Raw genomic sequence first — 26021 nt, forward strand, 5'->3', positions numbered from 1 at the left:
AAGGCAAGCCTGAAAGTATAGCAGTGCGGGCAAGGCGCCGCCGACGCGCGGGTACAATGCGGCCCCATGGAATCCTTCGATATCGCAGTGATCGGCGCGGGCGCGGCCGGCATGATGTGCGCGGCCGTGGCCGGGCAACTCGGCCGTCGCGTGGTGCTGATCGACCACTCGCAGCGTCTCGCGGAGAAGATCCGCATCTCCGGCGGCGGCCGCTGCAACTTCACGAATCTGTACGCCGGCCCGGCCAATTACGTGTCGGCCAACCCGCATTTTTGCCGCTCGGCACTCGCGCGCTACACGCCACGCGACTTCATGGCGCTGCTCAAGCGCCATCATGTGACGTGGCACGAGAAGCACAAAGGCCAACTCTTCTGCGACCAGTCGAGCGACGCGGTCATCAATGTGCTGAAGAACGAGTGCGATGCGGGCGGCGTGGCATGGCGCACGCCGCTGTCGGTCGAGCAGGTGCGGCAGGATTCGGAAGGGCGCTTCACGCTGGATACGCAGTCGGGACCCATCGCGGCGCGCGCTCTGGTGATCGCGACCGGCGGACTGTCGATTCCCAAGATCGGCGCCACCGATTTCGCCTACCGTCTTGCCAAGCAGTTCGGTCACAAGTTGATCGATACGCGCCCCGCGCTGGTCCCGCTGACCTTCGCCGCAGCCGACTGGGAGCCGTTCTCGGCGCTGTCAGGTGTCTCGCTGGAAGTGCAACTGGCGACCGGCAACAAGAAAACCGGCGCCGACTTCAACGAAGACCTGCTGCTCACCCACCGCGGCCTTTCCGGCCCGGGCGTGCTGCAAATTTCCAGCTACTGGCAGCCCGGCGAGCCGATTCACATCAACCTGCTGCCGGAACAGGACGCCACGACCGCCTTGCTCGAAGCGAAAACCGGCACGAAGCGCCAGATCGCCAATCTGTTGTCGGAATGGGTGCCGCAGCGGCTCGCTCATGTCTGGCTGGAAACCCATCAGATTCCCGCCGAAGCTCGCGTGGCCGATTTGCCGGACAAAACCCTGCGCCGCGTAGGCGAAGCCCTATCGCGCTGGACGCTCACTCCGAACGGCACGGAAGGCTATCGCAAGGCCGAAGTGACGCGCGGCGGCATCGACACGCGCGACCTGTCGTCATCGACGATGATGAGCGCGCGCGCGCCGGGCTTGTACTTCATCGGCGAAGCCGTCGACGTCACCGGTTGGCTTGGCGGGTACAACTTTCAGTGGGCGTGGGCATCGGGTGTAGCGGCCGGCCAGGCGGCCTCGGAGTACGCCAGAGGGGCTTGACGGCGCTCTGGCTTTGTGAGAAAGCTCTGCTATACTCCTGAACCTTTACAAAGTTCCGTTATTGAAAAATGACGACCATCCGCGTAAAAGACAACGAGCCGTTTGAAGTTGCCATGCGCCGGTTCTAGCGCACCATGGAGAAAAACGGCTTGCTGACGGAACTTCGCGCTCGCGAGTTTTACGAAAAGCCTACGGCTGAGCGAAAGCGCAAGAAGGCGGCTGCGGTGAAGCGTCATTTCAAGCGTCTGCGTGGCCAGATGCTGCCAAAGAAGTTCTACTGATTCTGGCGTTGCCGCGGTTCCCATCGAACGGAGCGGCGACATTCAACCGGTGAGGGCGCGACAGGTGCCATCACGGAAAACACGGCCCTTCGGGCCAGCCGGCAGGGTCGCAACCACAACGCAGAGTGTGCCAACCCGCTTGAGGAAGCAGTCCCAAGCGGGTATTCGTGTTGATGCGCGGGTTGAGGTGGTTAGCCTGGCCGGTTTTTCAAATTCCAACGCATTCAGGTGAGTGATGAGTCTCAAGGACCGGATCAACGACGATATGAAGGCCGCCATGCGGGCACGTGAGACCGAGCGCCTCGGCACGGTCCGTCTGCTGCTCGCCGCGATCAAGCAGCGCGAAGTCGACGAGCGCATCACGCTCGACGACACCGCGATCACCGCGGTCATCGACAAGATGATCAAGCAGCGCAAGGACTCGATCAGCCAGTTCGAAGCCGCTGGCCGCACCGACCTGGCCGACAAGGAAAAGGCCGAACTGGCGATCTTGTCTGCTTATATGCCGGAACAGATGTCCGAGGCGGAGATCGTTGCCGAAGTGCAGGCCGCGGTGGCGCAAACCGGCGCAGCCGGCCCGCAGGACATGGGCAAGGTGATGGGCGTGCTCAAGCCGAAGCTGGCCGGCCGTGCCGACATGACCGCTGTCTCGGCGCAAGTCAAAGCCGCGCTCGCGAAGTAAATTTCCGTATTTCCGCGCTGTGCGTGCCGTTTTTCGACGGCGCGCGCGGTGCTGAGCTTTTTAGGCAGCGTCATTTACTGTGATTCCACCGTCATTCCTGCAGGACCTGCTCAACCGCGTCGATATCGTCGACGTGGTCGGCCGGTATGTGCAGTTGAAAAAGGGCGGCGCGAACTTCATGGGGCTGTGCCCGTTCCACAACGAGAAGAGCCCCTCGTTTACGGTTAGTCCGACTAAACAGTTTTATCACTGCTTCGGCTGCGGCGCGCATGGCACGGCCATCGGTTTTCTGATGGAACACGTCGGTTCATCGTTTCCCGAGGCAGTCAATGAGTTGGCACAGTCGGTCGGCTTGACCGTGCCGAATGAACCATCGCCCGGGTATGGTGGCGGCGGTTCCGGCGGCGGCTATGCGCCGGCGGCGTCCAAAGCGGTCACCACCGCGCTTTCCGATGTCATGCAGACCGCCTGCGACTTCTATCGCAAGCAACTGCGCGGCGCGCCGGTCGCGATCCAGTATTTAAAGAAGCGCGGCTTGACCGGCGAGATCGCGGCCCGTTTCGGGCTCGGCTACGCCCCGGACGGCTGGCAGAACCTCGAAGCGGCATTTCCGAACTACCGCGACGATTCGCTGGTCGAATCGGGTTTGGTGATCGTCAGCGAAAAGTCCGACGCTCAGGGCCAGAACCGCCGGTACGACCGCTTTCGCGAGCGGGTCATGTTCCCGATACGCAATGTGAAGGGGCAGGTGATCGGCTTCGGCGGCCGCGTGCTGGACGGCGGCGAGCCGAAATATTTGAATTCGCCCGAAACGCCTTTATTTAACAAGGGCAGCGAGCTGTACGGACTGTTCGAGGCGCGTCTGGCGATCCGCGAACAACACTACGTGCTGGTCGTGGAAGGCTACATGGACGTGGTCGCGCTGGCCCAATTGGGGTTCCAGAACGCGGTCGCCACGCTCGGCACGGCCTGCACGCCGATTCATGTGCAGAAACTGATGCGCCAGACCGACACGGTTATCTTCAGTTTCGACGGCGATTCGGCCGGCCGGCGCGCCGCTCGCCGTGCACTGGATGCCTGTTTGCCGCACGCGGCGGACAACCGGACCATCCGGTTCCTGTTTTTGCCGTCCGAGCACGATCCGGACAGCTATGTGCGTGAATACGGCACCGAGGCCTTCGCCGAACAGGTCGAGCGGGCCATGCCGCTGTCGCAGTTCATGCTGAACGAGGTGCTGACCGGCAAGGAGTTGGACCAGCCGGAAGGCAAGGCCCGCGCGCTGTTCGATGCCAAGCCGCTGCTGCAGGCGCTGCCGGCCAACGCGCTGCGCGCCCAGATCATGCATATGTTCGCCGATCGGCTCGACGTGCCGTTCGACGAAGTCGCCGCGCTGTGCGAGGTCGATTCGCGAATCGCGGCGGCGGCCCGCGCGGCGCCGGCCCGCAAGGACCGGCGCAGTGTGACCGGGATCGAGGAAAAAACGCTGCGCAATCTGGTGATGTATCCGCGCACGGTGTCCGTGCTGGACGAAGAGGCCGAACAGGCTCTTTTGACGGTCACGCGGCACGGTGAGTTGTTCGAGGAAGTGACGACGCACGCGCGTGCGCTGGGCGATTCGGCGGAGTTTCAGTTGTTGTCCGACCTATTGCGAAACGGCGCGAACGCCCCAACTTTCGAGGAAATCTTTCGCAAAATTCTAGACTATGATGAAAACGTCCGGGATTTGCTGCTGAAGGACCCGGAAGATGCGACCGTCATCGAGGAACGGCGCGAGCAGGAACGGATCGTTGGAGAGGAACTGAAGGCGGCGATCCTGAAGATGCGGTACGACGCTTACTGCGATCGTCTCGAGCAGCTTTCGCGGCAATCCCGGCACACGCCGGAGGAGTTTGCGGAGCTGTCGGAGCTCAATCGGAAGCGGGCTGACATGAAGCGCCAGCTCGGGCTGTAGGCGGAGCGCAGGAAGCCGGAGTGCTATAATAAAAGGTTTCCAGCGGTTTGTTTTTTAAGGGTTTTCCTAGCAAAGGCGAAAAGGCGATGCGATGGCAAAGACTACGGGCGGAACTACGGGCGGAAAGAAAACAACAGGCACAAGCTCCAAGGAGCCGACCAGAAAGGTCACCGAGGCCAGGTTAGTTTCTTCCGCCAGAAAAACGTCTGCGGTTAGCGTTGCACAGGTTGCCGGGAAGAAGTCCTCGACCACTTCGGCTGCGCGAGCGGAGCCGGACAGGGCGGCGAAAGTTGTAGCAGTACCGGCCACGAAGGGGTCGGGTGTCAGAAGCGCAAGGGAAGCGGCTGCCGCGCAGGACGATGCGGTAGTGCGCGAGGTTCCAGTATCCACGGTTCAAACGGCTGTTGTCCACCAGCCGCGAGTCGAGACTACAGCCGGTACGGCGAACTCCATGACGAAAAAGCTGAACGAAGTACCCGTCGATGACGACGCAACCCAAAGCGAAGAAAACCCTGCGGCTGCAGCTCCGGCCAAGGTGGAAAAAGCCAAGGCTCGCGACCGTCGTGCAAAGGAAAAAGCGCTGCTGAAAGACGCTTTCGCGTCGTCACAGCCGGGCACGGTCGAGGAACTCGAGGAACGCCGCTCCAAACTGCGTGCGCTGATCAAGCTCGGCAAGGAGCGCGGCTTCCTGACGTACGCTGAAATCAACGACCACCTGCCGGACAACTTCACCGAGACCGAGGCGATCGAAGGCATCATCAGCACGTTCAACGACATGGGCGTGGCTGTGTACGAGCAGGCCCCGGACGCTGAAACGCTGCTGCTGAACGATAACGCGCCGGCGGCTTCGTCGGACGACGAAGTGGAAGAGGAAGCGGAAGTCGCGCTGTCCACTGTCGACTCGGAATTCGGCCGCACCACCGACCCGGTCCGCATGTACATGCGCGAAATGGGCACGGTCGAGCTGCTCACGCGCGAAGGCGAAATCGAAATCGCCAAGCGGATCGAAGACGGCCTGAAGCACATGGTGATGGCCATCTCCGCGTGCCCGACCACGATCGCCGACATTCTGGCGATGGCGGAACGCGTCGCGAATGAGGAAATTCGCATCGACGAACTGGTCGATGGCCTGATCGACGCCAACGCGGAAGACGCGGACGGTTTCTCCGCGCAAGAAGCGGAAGCGATCGAGAGCGAAGACGAGGAAGTCGAAGAGGACGCAGAAGAGGACGAGGAAGAAGACGACGGCACGGCGCAAGCCACGGCCAACGCAGCGCAGATGGAAGCGCTCAAGCGTGCGTCGCTCGAAAAATTCGCGATGATCAGCGAATGGTTCGACAAGATGCGTCGCGCGTTCGAGAAGGAAGGCTACAAGTCCAAGTCGTATCTGAAGGCGCAGGAAACGATCCAGAACGAGCTCATGACGATCCGCTTTACCGCGCGTACCGTCGAGCGTCTGTGCGACACGCTGCGTGCGCAAGTGGACGAAGTGCGTCAGGTCGAACGTCAGATCCTGCACACGGTGGTCGACAAGTGCGGCATGCCGCGTGCGGAATTCATCGCGCGTTTCCCGGGCAGCGAAACGGATCTCGAGTGGGCCGACAAGATCGTCGGTGAAGGTCATGCGTATAGCGCGATTCTCACGCGTAACATTCCGGCTATCCGCGAACAGCAACAGCGTCTGCTGGATCTGCAAGCGCGCGTCGTGCTGCCGCTGAAGGACCTGAAGGAAACCAACCGCCAGATGGCGGCGGGCGAACTGAAGGCGCGTCAGGCGAAGCGCGAAATGACCGAGGCGAACTTGCGTCTCGTGATCTCGATCGCGAAGAAGTACACGAACCGTGGTCTGCAGTTCCTCGACCTGATTCAGGAAGGCAATATCGGCCTGATGAAGGCGGTGGACAAGTTCGAATATCGTCGTGGCTACAAGTTCTCCACGTATGCAACGTGGTGGATCCGTCAGGCCATTACGCGTTCGATCGCGGACCAGGCGCGCACGATCCGGATTCCGGTTCACATGATCGAAACGATCAACAAGATGAACCGCATCTCGCGTCAGATTCTGCAGGAAACCGGTCTTGAGCCGGATCCGGCAACGCTGGCCGAGAAGATGGAAATGCCGGAAGACAAGATCCGCAAGATCATGAAGATCGCGAAGGAGCCGATCTCGATGGAAACGCCGATCGGTGACGACGACGATTCGCATCTGGGCGACTTCATCGAAGACAACAACACGGTTGCGCCGGCCGACGCCGCCTTGCATGCCAGCATGCGCGATGTCGTGAAGGACGTGCTCGACTCGTTGACGCCGCGTGAAGCGAAGGTGCTGCGCATGCGTTTCGGTATCGAGATGAGCACCGATCACACGCTCGAAGAAGTCGGCAAGCAGTTCGACGTGACGCGTGAACGGATCCGTCAGATCGAAGCGAAGGCGCTGCGCAAGCTGCGTCATCCGAGCCGGTCGGACAAGCTGAAGTCGTTCCTCGAAGGGAATTGATCGAAGCAGCCGTTCGTTGCAAATGATGTAGCGGTTTGAAGGGGCCTCGTGGTTGTTTCGCCGTAGCGAAGCGGTTGCGAAGGCCCCTTTTTCGTGTAGTATGTCGGCCAATCAACGAATAGGCCCGGCCTTCACGACCGGGTCTTTTTTCTTGGGCCGGACGCCGTGCTGGTTGCAGGCAGCGGACTCATAATCCGCCTCCGAAAGGACACCGTCGGTTCGAATCCGACCCGGCCCACCAAATTTTCAGCGATTTTTGAGGCAATTCCTTAGCTCGAAAATTGACCGTATGCTACGGCGCAATCCGTCACGTAGCCTAGGGACGCTGCTCACTTTCCTGCCGTCTGGGCGATCATCCTGGCTTTCGATGATCGTCAGTCGCACGAATGCGGCCGTCAGAATTTTTCTACCGCCTCAAGAACCTCCGCCTGATACACCATGACGGGCATGTACGTCGCGGCTCTTATCGAGGCCCTGAGCCCGATTCTCACGAAGCCTGCCCCGTCGGTCTGGATGCGCTGCCTATGCCAAGCTCGTGGCCGATTGGCTAGATGAGTTGGTTTCCACCTTGCGGAAAAGAGTAGAGGACAGCTTATGCAAGCACTACATGGCGCGACATGACTATGTTGACATAGTCATTCCAATCCAGCCAGGCATGAACATGTCAACGCTTGCTGTCGGCAGCACGCCGACCATTCCGTTAGCGGATCCGTCAAACCAGAACGATCACTCGACCGCACAAACCGGCAGCACGCCGATTATTCCGTCAGCCGCTCAGGCGAAGCTGCAGGAATTCTCAGCTGCTCACTCCAGCCTGCCGCGTGTGCGTAGAACGCCGCCCCCGCCCGCCCAAACCACGACTCCACCTCCGTTCCAGATCGATAAGGGACATGCTACTTTTCAGGCGCTCGCAAAGGGTGGCGCGATTTATAACGGGCTGGACTACAAGAATCTAGGGTTTAACAAGGGTGAGACGGGCGAAGGCCTATGCACTGGATTACTGGTGTATGGAATGAATGAAGTGACGACAGGCAGGTCGCCAGATTTGATGGATGCGACAGATCGTCTTCGCACGAGGCTAGGCAATCCTCAAACAAGAGAATCGGCACTCGGCGATGTGCGGCGTTTCCAGCAGGAGCAAGCGAAGTTCTTTTACCCCGAGCAGGACATACCCGGACGTATCAGAATGCCCGGAACCGTTGGTCTCGGAAGTCCTGATGAACTGACTCGAGACTTGCGGAACAGGTTTGCCGGCGCGGACGCTGGCGGTCCACAAGTGGATTTTGCACGGCTATCGCTCCGGGTGAACAACGCGCCCAATGCATCGCATTCAATCCTCATAGAAAGAAGCAACCCATCCGGAAACTACCTGAACGATCACTATCAAATATACGATGCAAATTTCGGCGTATTCGATTACGGCAATTTTGAAAGTATGCACTCTGCCCTGACCGATTATTTTCACCACGCTTATCCGGAATACGGTGGAATTAGCATGGTTCATTCGGTCTATTACGCGAATCCGGATCAGCGGCAATCTGAATTTGGTGCGCACTCCTTGAGTGATCTGGACTATGGCTTCGGGATGATGTTCGGCCGCTCGCTGACACCGCCGCGCGCCGACTTGCCGCCATTACCCGCTTTCGATCAGCCAGGCCCTTCCGGGTATCAGCCTCCCGGTCACCAGACGTATCGTGAACTCAAGCGCGATGCCGACTCGACGGCAGACCGCCAGCCCTTTGCGCTCTACCGGCCGTCGGACGTGGCGCCCAGTGCGCTAAAGAAACAGGGTGGGTTCAGCGCTGAACGCACCAGGCTGCGGGACATCAATCTCGATCTGCACGATTTTGACGTTGCCGCCAATCCGTTGGGCACCGACAGTGCCGGATATCTGGGCACCTTCCGAACTACGGACGTCGCGATCGCGCGATTGCCCGCCGGGCCGGGCAACGGTTCCGAGAAGAATGCCACGAACGGTTACATCTACTATGTCGCGCCAAGCCCAAACATGGTCAACGTCAACGCAAGCCTCGGCAGCCATGCTCGCGCACCACAGACGCAGGAAGTGGCCGCAATGGGACGTATTGACTATACGCAGATACGTGGCTGGCGACAGGTGGCAAACGGCAAACCTGGCGCTTACGTCGCCAATCCCGACTATCGCTGGGACATCTATGACCAGACCCGGACGGCGGGCGCACAACCGCAACTAAGCCATTTTCCGGCGACTGACCCAGCATGGGCTGACGAGATTCACAGACCCTTCGTGACCGTCAACCATCGCGATGGGCAAACGACCTACACGTCCGGACAAAATCCGGATCTGGTCAACGCCGAATTCTATGGGCACGCAACAGACAAGATTCACTATCTGGCAGACAGGCAAGCGCGAGGACTGGACTATCGCGGCCCCCTGCAGCTGAACCCAGCCAATGAAGGCGCTTACACACACCTTTACGCATTCAGCGATGACTACGTCTATACCGGCATCTCAGCCAGCTATGGCGACGAGGCCAAGACCAGTTTCATCAGGGGCGAGGACGGCCGCTTTCATCTGGCCGATGACTTCGGCAAGGTGCTTCGCGTCGACGGCAGGGGCTATGTCTATGTTGGCGACGTCCCGTCGGATCCGTACAACCGGAACGGCGTGTTCGACTATCGCAACGGTCACCTCATTCACGACGAGGACGGAAAATTTCTGAACGCTGGAGGGGTGGTGAACAAGGCGGTCTATGTCAGCGCCACAGATCAAGGTTCGTCTTCGGAATGGCGCGCGCTCAATGACAAGGGGCAGCCTGCCACGCTGCCGGGGACGAACATCCATACCTTCAGGGGAAACACAGCCGGCGATCAGTTTCAGCTATATGAGTTCAGTCAGGATCCCGACGCCGCGCTGCCGTACGGCACCACCCACTTTGTGACGCAAGTGCCCGGAACGCACCCGCCATCCGGAAACAATTTTCTGGACTACGTGAACAACATCCCTGCCGGGGATGGCGCTAACGCCGCAACGTGGCTGTCCGAACATCACGCTGCATGGTTCTTCAGGGATGGCTTCTATGCGATGTCGACGGGGCCCAACCAGCTTGAGGTGCGCAAACTGGACGGCACGCCCGTCTGGCGGATCGACATCAATCCTGCCACAGGCAAGGAAGATATGCAGAGGCTGTCGGAGTCGCTGTCGTCCAATTACTGCGCCCCAGACACACTGTGGCAGTGGATTGGCGAACAGGAAGCCGAGCGCCGGTATGTCGAACAGCTACAAACGGAAGAGTACAGAATGTAGCCGTGGCGAGCCCGTCTATCGAAGCCGCCGGCCTAAGACCCCCGCGTCAGAATACATGCCGCCCCGGTAGAGTGAGCTTGCCCCGAAAAACGATTATGGCGTGCAGCGGATATCGGGCGCGGTGATATGTCGCTTCCACTGCGCTATTAAGCTACGTGCGGCGGGTTTCTGTCCGGTTATGTGAAAGGCTGGATACCGTTGGTTCACCGCTGCATGGGGGCGCTTTAAAGCGCTTCGAATCGATTGTTGCGGGTTCAAACGAGCGTATTGATCAGCGCACTTCAACCCTCGGTATATCTCCCGGCCTCTGGCTATTGCCGTCACAAACTCCGTCCGATTCGATCTCGGATCCGCGGAATGCGCCGTGTCATTTCCTGACTCTCATTTAGTGGTCCGGCATACAGTCTTGCTTGCGATGGCAGCGCTACCCTGAATACCAGTCGGTCCGCACGCCGTCCGCAATAGCGGCACGTCGTTTGCACAAGCTCGGCTTCCAAACCATATCAATAACGAGAACGACCATGCGACCCGACCACACCGCTACTGAGTTTGTGCAGACTCAACCCTTGCTGGCCACGCCGCTGGAAGGCGGCGGCGAGAGCGCGCCGCGACGCCAGATCAGCACGTTGGCGCGCGTCACGTTCTGCTTTGCCTGGCTGTTCGGGCTGGAACCGTTCCTGACCGGTTCGGGCGACGAGACGCCGCGCTCGCGGCTCGATCGTCATTAGTCTCGTGACACGACTCGGCGTAGGCAGTCTTGCGATCAGGCGTTGAAAATTTCGCCGCACGCCGGGGCAATTTCTACAGCCGGACATCAACCGATCGAGACGGCCGCGCGAAGGCGGAGCGATTCGACCGTGGCACCGGAACCTCGGGAATAGCCGTTGCGCGCTGAGCGTTGGGAGACATTCCCATCCTCAGGACGCTCACTATGCAAACCGATCCGACCATCGACCCCGTAGCCGATCCCGCCAACCAGCCGCTCGATGAACCCGGCGAGCAGCCGCGTCCGTTGCCCGGCGCGCCATCCGAAACCGATCCGCTTGCGCCGGGCGCGTCTCCCGAGGACGAGGAGGCGCTCCGGCGATCGCAAGGACAGCCATGAGACCGTGGTTGCCGGGAACTAGGGAAACTCCGTGTAAAAAATGGCACGCTCGTGCCGTTTAATGAAGGCGGAAGGCTGTTCGATCTGTGCCATCCGCTTTCAGCACGGGTTTTTGTCACGCGGCGGTCGGCGCCGCATTTCACCTCCGGGCAACGCCCGTGCCGAAGGCTTTCACCTTCGACGCACGGGGTTTGTGAAGCGGCCTCAGAGTGTGCGGACTCGCACTACGAACTCCGTCGGACCGGCTGGCAGCGAGTTTTACGGGCACTTCCTGGGTCCGAATGTGGTTACCCGCCCGTGCGGGCAGACACACAGGCAGTACGCGTGCCGCGGTGCGCGCGGGACCGCTCAGCGCTATCGAAACGCTCTACCGAACAGCGTGAGAGTAAAAGCGCGTCATTAAATCGATTTGCCGCAACAAAAGAAGTTAATGGCCAAAACCAATTGCACGGGCTAATCACTTCGATCAAACCGACATTACCAACTCAATTAAGTTCCCGGTTTTCTAAAATAAATTTACACCGGACTGAATGCATGCGGTTAATTGCCTCATTTCCGGGCAATCAGATGTCTCTGATTTTTTAATCGTTCCGACCCGATTACGTCAGGAATATTAAAACGCTGTTGCATACACACAACTGGCAATATTGAGAAGTTGCAAAATACTTATGTCCACGGCAAGTGCGACAGTCGCCTAATCTCGTAATTAACGTCGGAAAAACAATGACTTAATGTCCGTGGCATTTCGATTGTTGCTGATTCCGAAAAATCCTGTTGCGTGAATTGCCCGCCTCGCTACCAGGGCGTCCCCCTACACTCACGCTTCGTTTCAAGGGTGCCCGGCTGATCCGAAACGGGTCGGCGAACAGGGCGGCAACGGTGCCATGCACGCGCTGCCGAGGCAGGTCCCGCTCCCCGCGTAAATTTATCGAACAGGAGTCCCACGCATGAAAAAGAGTCTCATCGTCGTTGCGGTTGCCGCATCGTTCGCTTCCGTCGCTCACGCACAAAGCAGCGTGACCCTGTATGGTCTGCTGGACGCGGGCCTGACGTACACGAGCAACGTCAACCACAATTCCAAGTGGGCAGCCGGTAGCGGCGGCATCAACCAAAGCATGTTCGGTCTGCGCGGTTCGGAAGACCTGGGCGGCGGTCTGAAGGCAATCTTCACGTTGGAAAGCGGCTTCAACATCAACAACGGCAAGTTCGCTAACAACAACGGCATGTTCAACCGTCAAGCGTTCGTCGGTCTGTCGAGCGCGCAATTCGGTACGGTCACGCTGGGTCGTCAATATGACGCAGCTCAAGACTACCTGGCACCGCTGACCGCAACGGGCAGTTGGGGCGGTACGTACTTCGCGCACCCGTTCAACAACGACAACCTGAACACGAACGGCGGCTACGCAGTCAACAACTCGGTCAAGTACTCGAGCGCTAACTACGCTGGCTTCTCGTTCGGCGGCACGTACGGCTTCTCGAACCAGGCTGGCGCATTCGCAAACAACCGCGAATACAGCGTGGGTGCTGCATACCAGTGGCAAGGTCTGCGTTTGGGCGCTGCCTACGCACAGCAGAACAACCCGGGCGCAGGCAACACCGGCGCTTCGGACGGTTCGTACGTCAACGCACTGGCAGGCAACGTCGGCAACTTCCGTCAACGTGAATTCGGCGTTGCTGGTTCGTACGCTTTCGGCCCGGCTACCGTCGGTCTGGCATGGACGCAATCGCGTTCGGACAACTTCACGGCCGGTCAGCAAACGCTGCGCGCTAACAACTACGAAGTCAACGGCAAGTACAACGTGACCCCGGCTCTGGGCCTGGGCGTTGCTTACACGTTCACGGACGGCAAGGGCTACGGCGTTGGCGCGAACGGTGGTTCGGAGTCGGTGCGTTACCACCAGATCGGCCTGCAGGCTGACTACTCGCTGTCGCGTCGTACGGACGTCTACGCTCAAGCCGTGTACCAGCACGCAATGGGCGACGGCGGTGTCGCTTCGATCTACAGCGGCGACAACACGCAACTGCCGTCGTCGTCGAAGAACCAGACGGCTGCTACGGTCGGTCTGCGTCACCGCTTCTAAGCTTCAACAGAAGCTGGTTGTTGTACGAAAAGGTGCCGTTCGCGGCACCTTTTTTTATGCGCGCGATTCGCGATGGCTGGCATCCTGCGTCAATGCCGGATGCCGCCCGCGGTGCAGGGCTCAAGCGGCCCTGCCTGTTTTAGAAAATCGTACGCAGACCGAGTGCAACGCCGGTCTGATTACTCTTGCCCGGCAATTCGACCGAGGCAGCGCCCGATACCTTGTCGAAATCGACCGTACCGTACACCTCGGTGCGCTTGGACAATGCGTACTCAGCCAACGCCACCAACGTATAGCGATTGCCGCTACCCAGTTGACCATTGCCGATCGCCGCATTGGACATGTGGTCGTAGTACGCCGCGCCCGTCAACGTGAGCGCGGGTGTCGCCTGCCACGTCACGCCGGCGAACGGACCATTGTCGACGCGGCCTGAGCCCTTCAGGATATCGACGCCGGGTACGAGCGTCTGCTGCGCCAGCGCGCTGTCGACGAAACCCGTGTCGTCCTTCGAATGCAGATAGCCGACGTACACCTTCGCCGTGCTGAACGCATACACGGCGTTCGCGTTGAAGATGGTCTGCTTGTGATTGCTGTTGTCGCTGTTCTGCTGCACGCCGCCTGCGACGCTCAACGGGCCGGCCACATACGACAACGTGAAGCCGTACATCGTGCCCGCGCCGAGATGGCCCGGCACCTGGCCGGAGAAACCGCCCGCGCCGGTCGATTCCGAGTTGGTGCCGAACGAATACATCGCGGCCATGGTCAGGCCTTTGTACGTGCCGGTGTATTTGACGGCGTTGTCCGCATAGAGCCCCGCGCCGAGCGCGCCCGGCAGCCATGAATTCTCGAAGTAGTTGCCGACCGTGAGCGGGTCATAGGTGTCGCCGAGCAGGTCGAACAACGGTGTCTTCTGACGGCCGAGCGTGAGCGTGCCGTATTGGCTGCTCAGGCCCACATACGCATTGCGGTTGAAGAGCCGCTGGCTGTCCGAGGCGGAACCGTCCTGCAGATTGATGCCGCTTTCCAGATCGAAGATCGCCTTCAGTCCGCCGCCCAGATCCTCCGAGCCGCGCAGACCCCAGCGGCTGTTGGTGATCGCGCCGTTCGTCATATACAGACGGCCATCGTTTTTGGCGTTGGAGTTCGTCAAATAGCGAACGCTCACGTCGGCGACGCCGTACAGCGTGATCGAGCTCTGTGCCGAGGCATGCTCGGAGGTCATCGCGAGGGCTGCGCCACCCACGATGGCGGCGGTCTTGAGGAGTCTTATTTGTCTCACTGAAATTCCTGCTTATGTGGTTATGGATTTTTCATTCGAGTCCGGCGCGCGCAAGCTGGCCATGCGCCGGCGCGCCGATGATAGACCAGCACCCTCGTCGCGCCAAAAAGCCTTTAGCGCAACAACTTATTGCAGTTTCTGATAATTCTCCGGGGCAGTCTGACAAGAGTTAACCTTCGCGGAAGCGTGCTTCGGTTAGTCTGAAATCCATTGATTGATAGACGCTATTTCGCGGCGACGCCAGCCTATATGCTGCGGCCGCGCGCTTTTACCGCATGGATAATTCCGCCAGAAACATACAGCCTCATTTGCCGACCACTTACGATCTCACTGACGAGCAATGGCATCGCATCGTGCCGCTGCTGCCTGAAATGAAGGCTCTTGGACCTCGGCGTGGGCGTCCCAGCATCGATATCCGCTGGGTGGTGAATAGCGTGATGTGGGTGCTGCACGCACGCGCGCCCTGGAGCGCGATGCCGGAGCGCTATGCGCCGTATCAGACGGCGCATCGCTACTACCTGCGCTGGAAGAAGTCCGGTGTGCTGGCCGACATCGTGTTCACGTTGTTCGAGACCGATGCGATCCTGGAGCGGCCTGTCACGCGAAGGAGCGGTGTGAGTGCTGCATAGTCAGCGACTTCGCAATGGCAAATAAAAAAAGGCTGTCACCCGGTTTTCGGCGACAGCCTTGTTTGATCGGTCAGAAGGTCTGCGACGCTGCAAAGACCGACCGTCACCCAATCATGCAGTTTGCTCGACCTTGAACACGGCGACAGCATGTCGCAACTGCTCGGTCTGCTCATCGAGCGAACCGGCCGCGGCGGCGGCCTGCTCGACGAGTGCGGCATTGCGCTGCGTCACATCGTCCATCTGACGGATCGCGAGATTGACTTCGCCGATACCTGAACTCTGTTCCTTCGAAGCCGCCGAGATCTCATTCATGATGGCCGTCACGCGGCGCACCGCATCGACCACCTCGCCGATCGTGCTGCCCGCCTTGCCCGCGAGCGTCGAGCCTTCACCGACTTGCGCGACCGACTGATCGATCAGCACTTTGATCTCCTTAGCCGCGGTCGCGCTGCGCTGCGCGAGATTGCGCACCTCGCCCGCGACCACCGCGAAGCCGCGGCCCTCTTCGCCAGCGCGCGCGGCTTCCACCGCGGCGTTCAGCGCCAGAATATTCGTCTGAAACGCGATGCCCTCGATCACGCTGATGATCTCGCCGATCTTGCGCGAACTATCGGTGATGCCCGCCATTTTCTCGACCACGTCGTTGACTACCTGGCCACCACGCGCGGCGATGGCCGACGCGTCGCTAGCCAGTTCGGACGCGGTCGCCGCATTGTCGGCGTTCTGCGTGACGGTCTTGGTGAGTTCGTCCATGCTGGCCGCGGTCTGCTGCAACGACGCGGCCTGTTCCTCGGTGCGGCTCGACAGATCCAGATTGCCCGCGGCGATTTCTTTCGAAGCGACGGTGATCGTTTCCGCCGAGGTCTTGATCCGCGCGACGGTGGACGCGAGTTGATCGCGCATCTCACGCAACGAGAACAGCAGGCTCGATTTGTCGTCGCGGCGCAGGTCGATGCGAGTGGCCAGATCGCCGCGCGCGATCTGCATCGCAATCGCGGCCGCCGTGGAAGGCTCGCCGCCAATCGAGCGCGACACGCTGCGCACCACGCGCGACGCAACGAACGACACGATCACGCCCAGTACCACCAGCATGCCGGCCGAGCGCGCGAGCGTGGTGTAGAACTGCGCCTGAATGTCGTCCATGTAAGCGCCGGCGATGAAGTCCCAGCCCCACGGGCCGAAGCGCTTCACGTAGCCGATCTTCTCGCTAGGCGTCGTTTCGCCGGGTTTCGGCCACCAGTAGCGCAGGTAGCCGGCGCCGGCCGCCGAGCCGCCGGCCTGGGCGATGTCGTGATACAGCGCGTTGCCTTTGGCGTCGCGAAAGCCGCTCATGTCCTTGCCGTTCAGCTTCGGGCTCATAGGATGATCGATCATGACCGAATCGCTGCGCACGATCGTCACGTAGCCGGATGCGCCGTAACGTTGGGCATTGACGCGGGCAATGGCTTGTTGCTTGGCGTCGTCGGCGGAGAGTTTGCCGGCGTCGGCCTGTTTCGCATAGTCCGCAACGATCGATGCCGCCATGTCGGTGACATCGGCCAGATCCGCGCGCCGTGCGTCCATTTGACCGTTACGTGCTTCGTACGCGTTCACAATGGTCACGATCAGGAGCGCAGCCCAGCACAGCAGCAATGGCACCCACAATTTCTGTTTCAGTGTCAGACGGTTCATTATCGGATTCGACAATACGTTGGGCTCGGAATGGGGAGAGGCTGCAATCTGCGCTGCATAGCTCGCATAACGGCGCGTGCGGCGCTTTCTTTATCCGGTTGCTCAAAAAACAGTCGAACGGCCGCGCGCCGGCTGCCGTCGAGACATGGCGGGGCAAAAGGAGGCCGACGAGGTGTGGGCGCTAGATCTGTTCCCGGCCGAACGCGCCCAGGCGTTCGAGGTCGAGCACATCGATCTGGTTGTACGAGAGGCGCAGAATCTGCAGCCGTTCGAGGTTTTGCAGCGCCTGATTGATCCGTTGACGCGAAACGCCCGCCAACAGGCCGACTTCTTCCTGCGAAATGGCCAGCGTGCGGCCGGTGTCGGGATAAAGGTCCGGGTTGAACAATTGCGCGAGCGACTGCGCGACGCGCGCATCGACATCGAGCAGCCGGCTATTCTGGATCGACGCGATGAATTCGCCCATGCGGTTGTTCAATTGCCGGATCACGAAGCCGGTGAACGGCAGGCTCGACTCCAGCAGCGCGTGGAACGTCTCCGACGGCACGAACATGACCAGCGAGGGCTGAATCGCCGCTACGTCGTATTTGCGCAGTTCACGCTTGATCACGCTGCCTTCGCCGAACCAGCCGCCGCGCGGCACGCCGGACAGCGTGCAACTGCGTCCCGAAGGGCTGTAGATGGCAAGTTTGATGAGGCCGGAATGCACGCCGATCCAGTAGTCGGACGGCTCCTGGCGCCGCGCGATCCATGCGCCGCCTTCCAGATGCTCAGCGTGCGCGCTGGCGAGCACCAAGGCCTGATGCTCGGCGGCGAGCGCCCGGAACCACGCGCACGTGGCGAACAGGCTCGGCAGATCGGCGCGCGCGACCCGTTCCGGCCTGCGCGGGCGGGCGTCGGCGGGGGCGGTGAGGGGAGCGTCGTTCATGGCAGCTTGCGGTTTTCGGGCTGAGGTGAGTGCAGAAGCGCCAGGGCGCGCCACTCTGTCATTTGAATGACAGACAGTTCACCATGACAATTGTTAGCCTAGTTCATCAATCAGAATAATCGACGGCGCGACTAGCGCCTCTGGAGACGATCCGATGAAGCACATGTTCGAAGCAGGCCTCGAGCGCCGTGAGGCCAACTATGTCCCACTAACGCCGATCGATTTCATCGTGCGCGCAGCGGAAGTCTACGGTGAGCGGCCGGCAATCGTCCATGGGGAGATTCGCCGCAACTGGCGAGAGACCTACGAGCGCGCCCGGCGTCTGGCCAGCGCGCTGCAGCGAGCCGGCATTCAGCGTGGCGACACAGTCGCGGCCTTGCTGCCCAATATTCCTCCGATGATAGAAGCGCACTTCGGCGTGCCCATGGCCGGTGCCGTGCTCAATACGCTGAATACGCGGCTCGACGTGTCGTCGCTGCTGTTCATGCTGCGCCACGGCGAGGCGAAGGCGCTGATCGTCGATACTGAATACGGCGAGTTCGCGCATCGCGCCGCACTGGAGTTTCCGAACTTGCGCGTGATCAGCGTGGCGGACGCGATGCCCGCCGATCCCGCCCAATTCATCCGCGCCACGGACTATGAAGCGTTCCTGCAATCCGGCGACCCCGAATTCGCATGGAGCCTGCCGGCCGACGAATGGGACGCGATTGCGCTGAACTACACCTCCGGCACGACCGGCGATCCGAAGGGCGTGGTCTATCACCATCGCGGCGCGTATCTGAACGCGCTGAGCAATATCCTCGAGTGGGATATGCCCAAACACGCGGTCTACCTGTGGACCTTGCCGCTATTCCACTGCAACGGCTGGTGTTTTCCGTGGACGGTGGCCGCGCGTGCCGGCGTCAACGTCTGTTTGCGCAAGTTCGATGCGAAGACGGTGTTCGATCTGATTCGCCGTGAAGGCATCACGCACTATTGCGGCGCGCCGATCGTGCAGAGCGCGCTCGCGAATGCGCCGGCCGAATGGCGCGAGGGCATCGAGCATCGCGTGTCGACGATGGTGGCGGGCGCGGCGCCCGCGCCGGCGGTGATCGCGAAGATGAAGGAGATCGGCTTCGATCTCACGCACGTGTATGGACTCACCGAAACCTACGGGCCGGCCGCGGTCTGCGCAAAACAGGAGGAGTGGGAGACGCTCGACGACAGCGCGCGCGCCGAACTGAACGCGCGTCAGGGCGTGCGCTATCACCTGCAGGCCGCGGTGACCGTGCTCGACCCGGACACGCTCGCACCCGTGCCTGACGATGGCGAGACGATCGGCGAGATCATGTTCCGCGGCAACATCTGCATGAAGGGCTATCTGAAGAACGAGCGCGCGACGGAAGCCACCTTCGAGGGCGGCTGGTTCCATACCGGCGATCTCGGCGTGCGGATGCCCGATGGCTATATCCGCATTCGCGATCGCAGTAAGGACATCATCATTTCCGGCGGCGAGAACATCTCGAGCATCGAGGTCGAAGACACGCTGTACCGTCACCCTGCGGTGTCCGTAGCGGCCGTGGTGGCGATGGCGGATCCGAAGTGGGGCGAGGTGCCGTGCGCCTTCGTCGAGCTCAAGGAGGGCGCTCAGGTGAGCGCGGAAGAGATCATCGCGCACTGCCGGCTCTTTCTTGCGGGATACAAGTTGCCGAAAGCGGTGCGTTTCGGCGAATTGCCGAAGACATCGACGGGGAAAATTCAGAAGTTCGAACTGCGCGCGCGCATCAAGGCAGAAGAAAAGCCATGATGCTGTCACGTACGTGATGGTATGGCGTGCCGAATGGCACGCCCATTGCCGGTAATTCGTGCCGCAGGATAAGCGCACGTGAGCGCGTGGATCACGTGCGCGTCACCGCGCAGGATCGCACGCCGATCGCGAGCTTAGCCGCGCGTGTCGACCCAGTGACGCGCCCAGCGTGCCGAGTGCTGCAAAGCCTGTTCTTCGTTCGTGAAGTAATCGAGCGAATAGAACTGGTAGCGCCCTTCGGTACGCGCGCTGTCGGCGCGTTCGAGCAGCAGATTGGATGAAAAAGTGCCATCGGGCAAACGGTGCGCCGAGGGTTTGACGGCATAGCCGTTGTAGTGATGAATATGTTTGTTTTGCATTTTATATTTTAATGATGTTCGAGTGCGCGCCAGCCTTGCGGACCCTTGTACGAGTCGCGCGGACGAGCTGATTCAAGCCATTGCGAGCCGAATCCTGACGCAGTCGGAAAGCGAAAAAATGGGCGTTGAAGCCGGAGGGGAGAATGAGGTGCAACGAGGCGTTTGGCGCTCAGGCAAGCTGCTTGAATGACATGCAGCTCAAAGCGATCGCGCCAACTGTGGGAGACAAAGCTCCGCGAGGATGTCGCTGCAGCCCGATGTCCGTTTGCCGGACACCGAGCCCTTCAAACTTACATCGGCTTGATGTTAGCCGCTTGCAGACCCTTCGGGCCTTGCTTCGTTTCGAAGCTCACCTTCTGATTCTCAGCCAGCGTCTTGAAGCCGTCGCCGCTGATTTCGGAGAAGTGCGCGAACAGGTCGTCGCCGCCCTTGTCCGGGGTGATGAAGCCAAAGCCTTTGCTGTCGTTGAACCACTTAACGGTACCGGTATCCATGAAGAATCCTTGAGGTAAAAAATAGAAAGATGTGCTCTGTGCAAGAGCGTGTGAAGCGTCAAGGAGGGAGAGGACAACGAATACCGCTGAGGGAGCGAGACATTGATGAACAGCAATCGAACTTCTTGAACTTCGGATGCCACAGTAACCGCCGGGGTGTACCAGCGTCAACACTTATCTTGTAACTGTTTTGCCGGGTGCCGCGGACGGTTTGCGCTGGGCGCTTGCCGATAGGGCCCTGGTTCCGGCATGCCATGCCGCGCGGCACGGCATGCCGTTCAAGCGGCAACGCGTTTCAGATGCCCACTTTGTGTGCCGTCAGGATCAGGCGCAGTCCCAGCGCGGCGACTGCGCTCGCGGCGACGCGATCGACCCAGGCTTTCCATTGCAGATAAATCTCGCGCGGCCGCTTGCTCGAAAAGCACAATGCGACGACGGTGTACCAGCCGGCTTCGATAGCGAAGATCGCAGGCGGCAATGCAAAGTAGCACCACAGCGGCGGATGTTGCGGCAGCAGGGCCGCGAAGATGCTGCCGTAATACACGGCTGTCTTCGGATTGCTGAGTTGTGTGCTCAAGCCGATCCAGAAAGATTTGCGGGCATTGGCCGGGACCGCTTGCGTGGCATCGAAGGCGAGCGGTTTGGCTGCGCCGCGCCAGATTTTCGACGCCAGGTAGATCAGATAGAGCCCACCTGCCACTTTCAGGCCGACGTAGAGCCATTCGACGCTCGCCAGTAAGGTATAAAGGCCGAGCAACGCGATGCCGCTAAAGAACACGCCGCCGACGCCCATGCCGATGGCGGTGGCGAGACCATCGCCGCGCGACAAGCCAATTGCATTACGGGCGACGATGACGAAACTCGGTCCCGGACTCATGGCGCCTAACAGGAGTGCGGCGAGGATGGTGATGATGGCGGTTGAAGCGGTCATGGTCGAGTGTCTCCTATGCGCTAGCGTGCTAGTCAGTGAAACATAACATGAGAGAGCGAGGCTTTGCTTGTTTGCCTTTGCTGCGCGCTCATTTCTTGTCGATGACTATTGCCGTTTCTGCTCGCAGTCTGGATACGCCAATGGGAATTGAAATGCCCTGCATCGCGGACTAACAATTCATTGCTGCAAGCAAAAGAAATTGGATGCTAGAATCGCTTTCCATACGCTGAAGCAGCCCCGAACAACGGGGCGAGACACGAGCGCAATTCGATCCGTTTGCCGACGAATTCCCCATAATCCAAGATTTAATGGGCATGATTTCCAGGTGCGAGTTCTCCCGCATCGGGAGAGGCATCGCGAGTTCGATTCGCACTTGAGCCATCTGAATCACGCATAGGCTTCGCGTTGTTTAGCGAAGCCTTTTGTTTTTCTAACGCGAGCATTATCAGCCGCGACACCGGTACGTTATGAAAGAGCTTGGAGAACAACGGCAGCTCGACTTCGACGGGAATGCGCGTGAGCGCCTGGTCGTATGGATCCGCCGACGCATGGAAGAATACGGCATTACGATAGAAGCGCTCGCCGAAGCGATCGAAGCCGACGCGGCTACGACGCGGGCCGTGATGTATCGCGACGCCTACGGCAATACGTGGGACGGTCACGGTGATAAACCAGACTGGCTCGCGCGTGCAATTTACGCTGGACAGAACATCGATCATTTCCGTTGCTAAGGGTGGCGTCTGCCGCTTGCGTGTGGTTGTCGCATAGCCTGTCGGCGCGTTCCTTTGCCGTTGATCGCATGCGCGATCTGCCTTAAGATCGGCAGGTCGTTGCCGATTCCGTGCCCATTCATGCGGGCGCATGCGGCACAGAACTGGAAGCTGCATGCCGTACGGTCGTCGAACTCCTTCATCTGAATTTCCTGCTTTTCGTTTCCCTGCATGGCTTCGCTGTCTCGCGGTATTCGGCCTGTTGTGGCTGAATATCGGCTGGTCGTTTGGTGCGGCCCACGAGCCTGCACGGCAGCCGTCCGCGCGCGCGAGCCGGCACGTTGAACCGTCCACGAAGCACACGTCCAAAGCGAAAGCCAAACGCTCGAGCAAAGCGAAGAAGGCGACTGCCGGCAAGGCCCGGCGTCGTGTCGCACACAAGCGCAAGCACGTGACGAGCACCGAGCGGACGATGCATGTCAGCAAAATCACACCCAAACATCGCCGGCAAGCTGCTCGCACTGCGCGGGATCCGCGCGGTGCGAGGCGCCCCGCGGAGTTGGCGGCAAAGCGCGATACGCAACATGCGTCAGCGTCGCGCGCGTCGATGCCGCATAAGGGGCTTCGCTTGTTGGCGCGCTGCGGCTATACGCCGAAATCGCGCGCGTTGCTGCGCGCCAGATCCGTCTACGTTGTCGACGAACGAACGCAAACCGTGCTTACCGAAAAGCAGGCTGACCGCGTCATGCCAATTGCTTCGGTATCCAAACTGATGACAGCGGTCGTGTCGCTCGATGCGAGGCATGCATTGAACGCGCCGCTTAACGTCACGGTGCAGGACCAGGATTTCGACAAGTTCACCGGTTCACGTTTGAGCGTCGGTTCGACGCTGTCACGCCATGACATGCTGCATATTGCGCTGATGTCGTCGGAGAACCGCGCCGCGGCCGCGCTCAGCCGCGATTACACGGGTGGCCGTCCGGGTTTCGTCGCCGCGATGAACACGAAGGCGCGCGCGCTCGGTATGCGGCGTACGTCGTTCGTGAATGGCACGGGCTTGTCGCCGCAAAACGTTTCAACCGCGCGGGATTTATCGTTGCTGGTCGCCGCGGCCAGCCGTTACCCGCTGATTCGCGCTTATTCCACCGATCGCGCGCAAGTGGTTTTACCCGGCGGCGGGCGAGCGAGCCTCAGTTATCACAACTCGAATGTGCTGGTGCGAGGCGGCGACCGCTCGATCGTGCTGCAGAAAACCGGCTTTATCAACGAGGCCGGGCACTGCGTTGTGGTGCGAATGAGGGTGCATGGCAGGCCGGTCGACATCGTGGTGTTGGGTGCGCCAGGCGCGCACGATCACATTGCCGACGTGGTGAGAATCAGCCGCTGGCTGCGCTGTTCGCTGCGGTAAGCGGAATTCATCAGATAAAAAGGTCCAAGGAGACCAAAAAAAAGCCCGCACAAGGCGGGCTCAACTACTCGGAGTTTCGCGATCCAGTCGCTAGAAGGATCATGCTCAGTGTATGTGAAAGCTATATGAAAGTGTAGAAAAACCGCGTCAAAGATCGAAAAATACGGTTTCCTTATCGCCTTGCATGTGGATATCGAAACGGTAAACGTTCGCCACATTCGGCTCGCGGCGCGCGATCAGCGTATCGCGCCGGTCCGCTGGAACCGCTGCCAGCACGGGGTCTTTCTCGTTCGCCGCGGCTTCGTCCTCGAAATAGACGCGCGTGAAAGTGTGTAGCAGCATGCCGCGCATGGTCAGGATCACGTTCAGATGCGGCGCTTCATCCGGAGTGACGCGGCCCGGTTTCACCGTTTCCACGACGAAGCGTTTGTGCGGATCCGTGCCGGTGCCCACGCGCGCGAAACCGCGAAAGCCGGTCTTCAGGATTTCCTCGCGCGACTCCGGGAAGTGTCCATTCGCGTCCACCTGCGACACTTCCAGCATGGCGTCGCCGATCACCTTGCCGTCGCCGTCGAACACCTGGCCGACGATCGTGATGTGCTCGCCGGCCGCTTCGCGGTCAGCCAGAACCGGCGTGAACAGGCTCTTGAAGTCGAAATCGTACTGCTGCGGGCACAGACCGTACGCGAAGTAAGGTCCGACCGTTTGCGAAGGCGTTTGTTTGAGGGTCGTCATGGCTTAGCGCTCCATCGGAGTTTCGTTACGGCCGCGCAGCACGATGTCGAAGTCGTAGCCGAGCGCATAGGCCTCTTGCGTGGTGTCGAGCGAGAAATCCGCGATCAGGCGGTCACGGGCGTGCTCCGGCGTGCCTTGGAAAATCGGATCGAACGCCAGCAGCGGGTCGCCGGGAAAGTACATCTGCGTAACGAGGCGCGAGCCGAAATGGTCGCCGAAGAGCGAGAAGTGGATATGGTTCGGACGCCACGCATTCGGATGGTTGCCCCACGGGTACGCGCCGGGTTTGATCGTCAGGAAACGGTAGCGGCCTTCGTTGTCCGTGATGCAGCGGCCCGCGCCGAGGAAATTCGGGTCGAGCGGCGCGTCGTGCTGGTCGGCCTTGTGAACATAGCGGCCGGCGGCGTTGGCTTGCCAGATTTCGACCAGCGTGTTGCGCACTGGGCGGTTGCCTTCGTCGAGCACACGGCCCGTCACGATGATGCGCTCGCCAAGCGGTTCGCCATTGCGCACGGCGTTACGCGTCAGGTCGTGATCGAGCGCGCCGAGGTCTTCAGTGCCGTAGACCGGCACGCGCTGGTCGCGCAGCTTTTCTTTCAGCGGAATCAGCGGACGCGTCGGGCCGCGTTTGACCGACGAACCGTAGCCGGGGTAGACGTAAGCGGGATGCGACGTGAAGTCACGCGCGCTGAGAAAGGAATCGTCCATCAGTGTCTCCTTCGAGGAATTGTGGGATACGGCGTTATGGAAAGACTTTATCCAACCTGAGCGGTTATGCAAAATGACGTTTTCGCCCTTTTCGTATAACCTGCCGTTATGCAACGCAGTCTCGCGGATAGCCGCGTCAAATTCCGTCATCTCCAGTGCTTTCTGGCCGTCGCGCAGTTCGGCAGCGTCCAGCGGGCGGCCGACAGCCTGTCGATCACTCAGCCCGCAGTGTCGAAGACAGTCGCCGAACTCGAAGCGATTCTCGGGGTGAAGCTGTTCGAGCGCGGCCGCCACGGCGCCGTGCCGACCCGCGAGGGGCAACTCTTCATGCCGCACGCGAGCGCTTGCGTTAGCGCATTGCGCCAGGGTGTCGATCTGCTGGCGCGCGCTGAAGGCGCAGCCGCGGCCACGCTGGAAATCGGCATTCTGCCGACCGTCGCGGCGGCATTGATGCCGCCGGTGCTGAAGCGGTTCGCCACGCTGTGGCCGCGCGTGATCGTGCGCCTCGCGACGGGCGCCAACCCGGAATTGCTCGAGCGCCTGAAAGCGGGCACGATCGAATTTGCGGTCGGACGCTTGGCCGATCCCGAGCGGATGGTCGGACTCAGTTTCGAGCAGTTATTCAGCGAGCCGTTGATCGCGGTGGTGCGCGCAGGGCATCCGTTGGCGGCGGGCGCGGGTTTGCCGGCCACCTCGCTCGAGGATTTTCCGGTTGTGTTGCCGCCGTTCGGCACGTTGATCCGGCAATCGGCGGACAGTCTGTTAAGCGCGTGGGGCGTGCCGCCGTTGTCGGCGTTCGTCGAGGTATTGTCGGTTTCGACGGGCCGCGCATTGACGCTCGAGAACGGCGCGGTGTGGTTCGTCCCGCTGAGCGCCGTCGAATACGAGCTGGCGCACGGCATGCTGGTACGTTTGCCGTTGCCCTTTGCCGGCACCGGCGAGCCGGTCGGATTGATCCGGCGCTCGGACACGCAGCCGTCGCCGGTCGGGCGGGCGTTTATCGAGGCGGTGCGCGAGGTCGCGCAGCAGCGCATGGCGTCGAGTGCGGATAAGGCGGCTGGTAAGAGGGCGCAGAAACGAAGCCGCAAATAGGGCGCCCGGTACTCGATCATGCTGTTGAGTGCCACGAGGCATGCGCGCGCGTTGTCGTGTGAACCATCCGGTACAAAATGAAGGTTGCGGACGCCCGGCTACCCGGTGTACAAACACGGTGCAA

21 protein-coding genes, 1 tRNA gene and 1 pseudogene are annotated in these 26021 nt (G+C 60.6%); 15 read left to right on the plus strand and 8 right to left on the minus strand.

Features of this window, described 5'->3' with window-relative positions; translation table 11 throughout:
* Positions 1–66 precede the first annotated feature (66 nt).
* The 10 genes and pseudogenes from PQR42_RS23825 (at position 67) to PQR42_RS23870 (ending at position 13167) form a co-directional block, all read left to right on the plus strand.
* On the plus strand, positions 67–1284 hold the full coding sequence (locus PQR42_RS23825; RefSeq protein ID WP_408205296.1) for a BaiN/RdsA family NAD(P)/FAD-dependent oxidoreductase: 1218 nt from the start codon (positions 67–69) through the stop codon (positions 1282–1284).
* A gap of 68 nt (positions 1285–1352) precedes the next feature.
* Positions 1353–1565 (plus strand): annotated as a pseudogene (rpsU, locus tag PQR42_RS23830) (30S ribosomal protein S21).
* A gap of 235 nt (positions 1566–1800) precedes the next feature.
* A complete protein-coding gene (locus PQR42_RS23835; protein WP_011490548.1) occupies positions 1801–2247 on the plus strand; it encodes a GatB/YqeY domain-containing protein in 447 nt (148 codons plus the stop codon).
* A gap of 79 nt (positions 2248–2326) precedes the next feature.
* On the plus strand, positions 2327–4198 hold the full coding sequence (gene dnaG / locus PQR42_RS23840) for a DNA primase (RefSeq protein WP_408386926.1): 1872 nt from the start codon (positions 2327–2329) through the stop codon (positions 4196–4198).
* 91 nt (positions 4199–4289) lie between these two features.
* Positions 4290–6695: an RNA polymerase sigma factor RpoD gene (rpoD, locus tag PQR42_RS23845; protein WP_408386925.1), complete on the plus strand. Its 2406-nt coding sequence runs from the start codon at positions 4290–4292 to the stop codon at positions 6693–6695.
* A gap of 153 nt (positions 6696–6848) precedes the next feature.
* Positions 6849–6936: transfer RNA gene (locus tag PQR42_RS23850), tRNA-Ile, on the plus strand.
* 420 nt (positions 6937–7356) lie between these two features.
* The gene (locus tag PQR42_RS23855) at positions 7357–9981 is read left to right on the plus strand and encodes an enterotoxin A family protein (RefSeq protein ID WP_408386924.1); all 2625 of its coding nucleotides are present in this window, start codon (positions 7357–7359) and stop codon (positions 9979–9981) included.
* A 521-nt stretch (positions 9982–10502) separates the two neighbouring features.
* The gene (locus tag PQR42_RS23860) at positions 10503–10709 is read left to right on the plus strand and encodes a hypothetical protein (RefSeq protein ID WP_408386923.1); all 207 of its coding nucleotides are present in this window, start codon (positions 10503–10505) and stop codon (positions 10707–10709) included.
* A gap of 203 nt (positions 10710–10912) precedes the next feature.
* The gene (locus tag PQR42_RS23865) at positions 10913–11086 is read left to right on the plus strand and encodes a hypothetical protein (RefSeq protein WP_408205288.1); all 174 of its coding nucleotides are present in this window, start codon (positions 10913–10915) and stop codon (positions 11084–11086) included.
* A 947-nt stretch (positions 11087–12033) separates the two neighbouring features.
* The gene (locus PQR42_RS23870; protein WP_408205287.1) at positions 12034–13167 is read left to right on the plus strand and encodes a porin; all 1134 of its coding nucleotides are present in this window, start codon (positions 12034–12036) and stop codon (positions 13165–13167) included.
* A 139-nt stretch (positions 13168–13306) separates the two neighbouring features.
* On the opposite strand, the gene PQR42_RS23875 is transcribed toward PQR42_RS23870, so the two are convergent.
* Positions 13307–14389: a porin gene (locus PQR42_RS23875; RefSeq protein WP_408205400.1), complete on the minus strand. Its 1083-nt coding sequence runs from the start codon at positions 14387–14389 to the stop codon at positions 13307–13309.
* Between the two features lie 332 nt (positions 14390–14721).
* Here PQR42_RS23875 and PQR42_RS23880 point away from each other — a divergent pair, with 332 nt between their 5' ends.
* Positions 14722–15075: a transposase gene (locus PQR42_RS23880; RefSeq protein WP_408493826.1), complete on the plus strand. Its 354-nt coding sequence runs from the start codon at positions 14722–14724 to the stop codon at positions 15073–15075.
* A gap of 111 nt (positions 15076–15186) precedes the next feature.
* Here PQR42_RS23880 and PQR42_RS23885 read toward each other — a convergent pair whose 3' ends face one another.
* Both PQR42_RS23885 and PQR42_RS23890 read right to left on the minus strand, forming a co-directional pair.
* A complete protein-coding gene (locus PQR42_RS23885; RefSeq protein WP_408205285.1) occupies positions 15187–16746 on the minus strand; it encodes a methyl-accepting chemotaxis protein in 1560 nt (519 codons plus the stop codon).
* A 181-nt stretch (positions 16747–16927) separates the two neighbouring features.
* Positions 16928–17674, minus strand: a complete 747-nt coding sequence (locus PQR42_RS23890; RefSeq protein WP_408386922.1) for a Crp/Fnr family transcriptional regulator — start codon at positions 17672–17674, stop codon at positions 16928–16930.
* A 154-nt stretch (positions 17675–17828) separates the two neighbouring features.
* On the opposite strand from PQR42_RS23890, the gene PQR42_RS23895 reads away from it, so the two are divergent.
* Positions 17829–19460 carry an acyl-CoA synthetase gene (locus PQR42_RS23895; RefSeq protein WP_408386921.1) on the plus strand — a complete coding sequence of 544 codons (1632 nt, stop codon included), beginning with the start codon at positions 17829–17831 and terminating at the stop codon, positions 19458–19460.
* A gap of 134 nt (positions 19461–19594) precedes the next feature.
* On the opposite strand, the gene PQR42_RS23900 is transcribed toward PQR42_RS23895, so the two are convergent.
* From PQR42_RS23900 to PQR42_RS23910, 3 genes are all read right to left on the minus strand, one after another.
* Complete coding sequence (locus tag PQR42_RS23900; RefSeq protein WP_132383764.1) at positions 19595–19819, minus strand: hypothetical protein; 225 nt, start codon at positions 19817–19819, stop codon at positions 19595–19597.
* A gap of 290 nt (positions 19820–20109) precedes the next feature.
* On the minus strand, positions 20110–20313 hold the full coding sequence (locus PQR42_RS23905) for a cold-shock protein (RefSeq protein WP_007178877.1): 204 nt from the start codon (positions 20311–20313) through the stop codon (positions 20110–20112).
* A gap of 295 nt (positions 20314–20608) precedes the next feature.
* Positions 20609–21244: a LysE family translocator gene (locus PQR42_RS23910; RefSeq protein WP_408205282.1), complete on the minus strand. Its 636-nt coding sequence runs from the start codon at positions 21242–21244 to the stop codon at positions 20609–20611.
* Between the two features lie 467 nt (positions 21245–21711).
* Here PQR42_RS23910 and PQR42_RS23915 point away from each other — a divergent pair, with 467 nt between their 5' ends.
* Entirely contained in the window at positions 21712–21975 is a 264-nt protein-coding gene (locus PQR42_RS23915) for an H-NS family nucleoid-associated regulatory protein (protein WP_408205281.1), read from the plus strand.
* Positions 21976–22129: 154 nt separating this feature from the next.
* Positions 22130–23362, plus strand: coding sequence for a serine hydrolase (locus tag PQR42_RS23920; RefSeq protein WP_408386920.1), 1233 nt, complete (start codon positions 22130–22132; stop codon positions 23360–23362).
* A 147-nt stretch (positions 23363–23509) separates the two neighbouring features.
* Here the strand turns inward: PQR42_RS23920 and pcaG are convergent, their stop codons facing one another.
* Both pcaG and pcaH read right to left on the minus strand, forming a co-directional pair.
* The gene (gene pcaG / locus PQR42_RS23925) at positions 23510–24097 is read right to left on the minus strand and encodes a protocatechuate 3,4-dioxygenase subunit alpha (protein WP_408386919.1); all 588 of its coding nucleotides are present in this window, start codon (positions 24095–24097) and stop codon (positions 23510–23512) included.
* Positions 24098–24100: 3 nt separating this feature from the next.
* Complete coding sequence (gene pcaH, locus PQR42_RS23930; protein ID WP_408205278.1) at positions 24101–24805, minus strand: protocatechuate 3,4-dioxygenase subunit beta; 705 nt, start codon at positions 24803–24805, stop codon at positions 24101–24103.
* A gap of 108 nt (positions 24806–24913) precedes the next feature.
* Between pcaH and pcaQ the strand changes: the two genes are divergently transcribed.
* On the plus strand, positions 24914–25897 hold the full coding sequence (gene pcaQ, locus PQR42_RS23935; RefSeq protein ID WP_408386918.1) for a pca operon transcription factor PcaQ: 984 nt from the start codon (positions 24914–24916) through the stop codon (positions 25895–25897).
* Positions 25898–26021 lie beyond the last annotated feature (124 nt).

Source organism: Paraburkholderia sediminicola, assembly GCF_046027355.1.
Taxonomy (GTDB): domain Bacteria; phylum Pseudomonadota; class Gammaproteobacteria; order Burkholderiales; family Burkholderiaceae; genus Paraburkholderia; species Paraburkholderia sediminicola_B.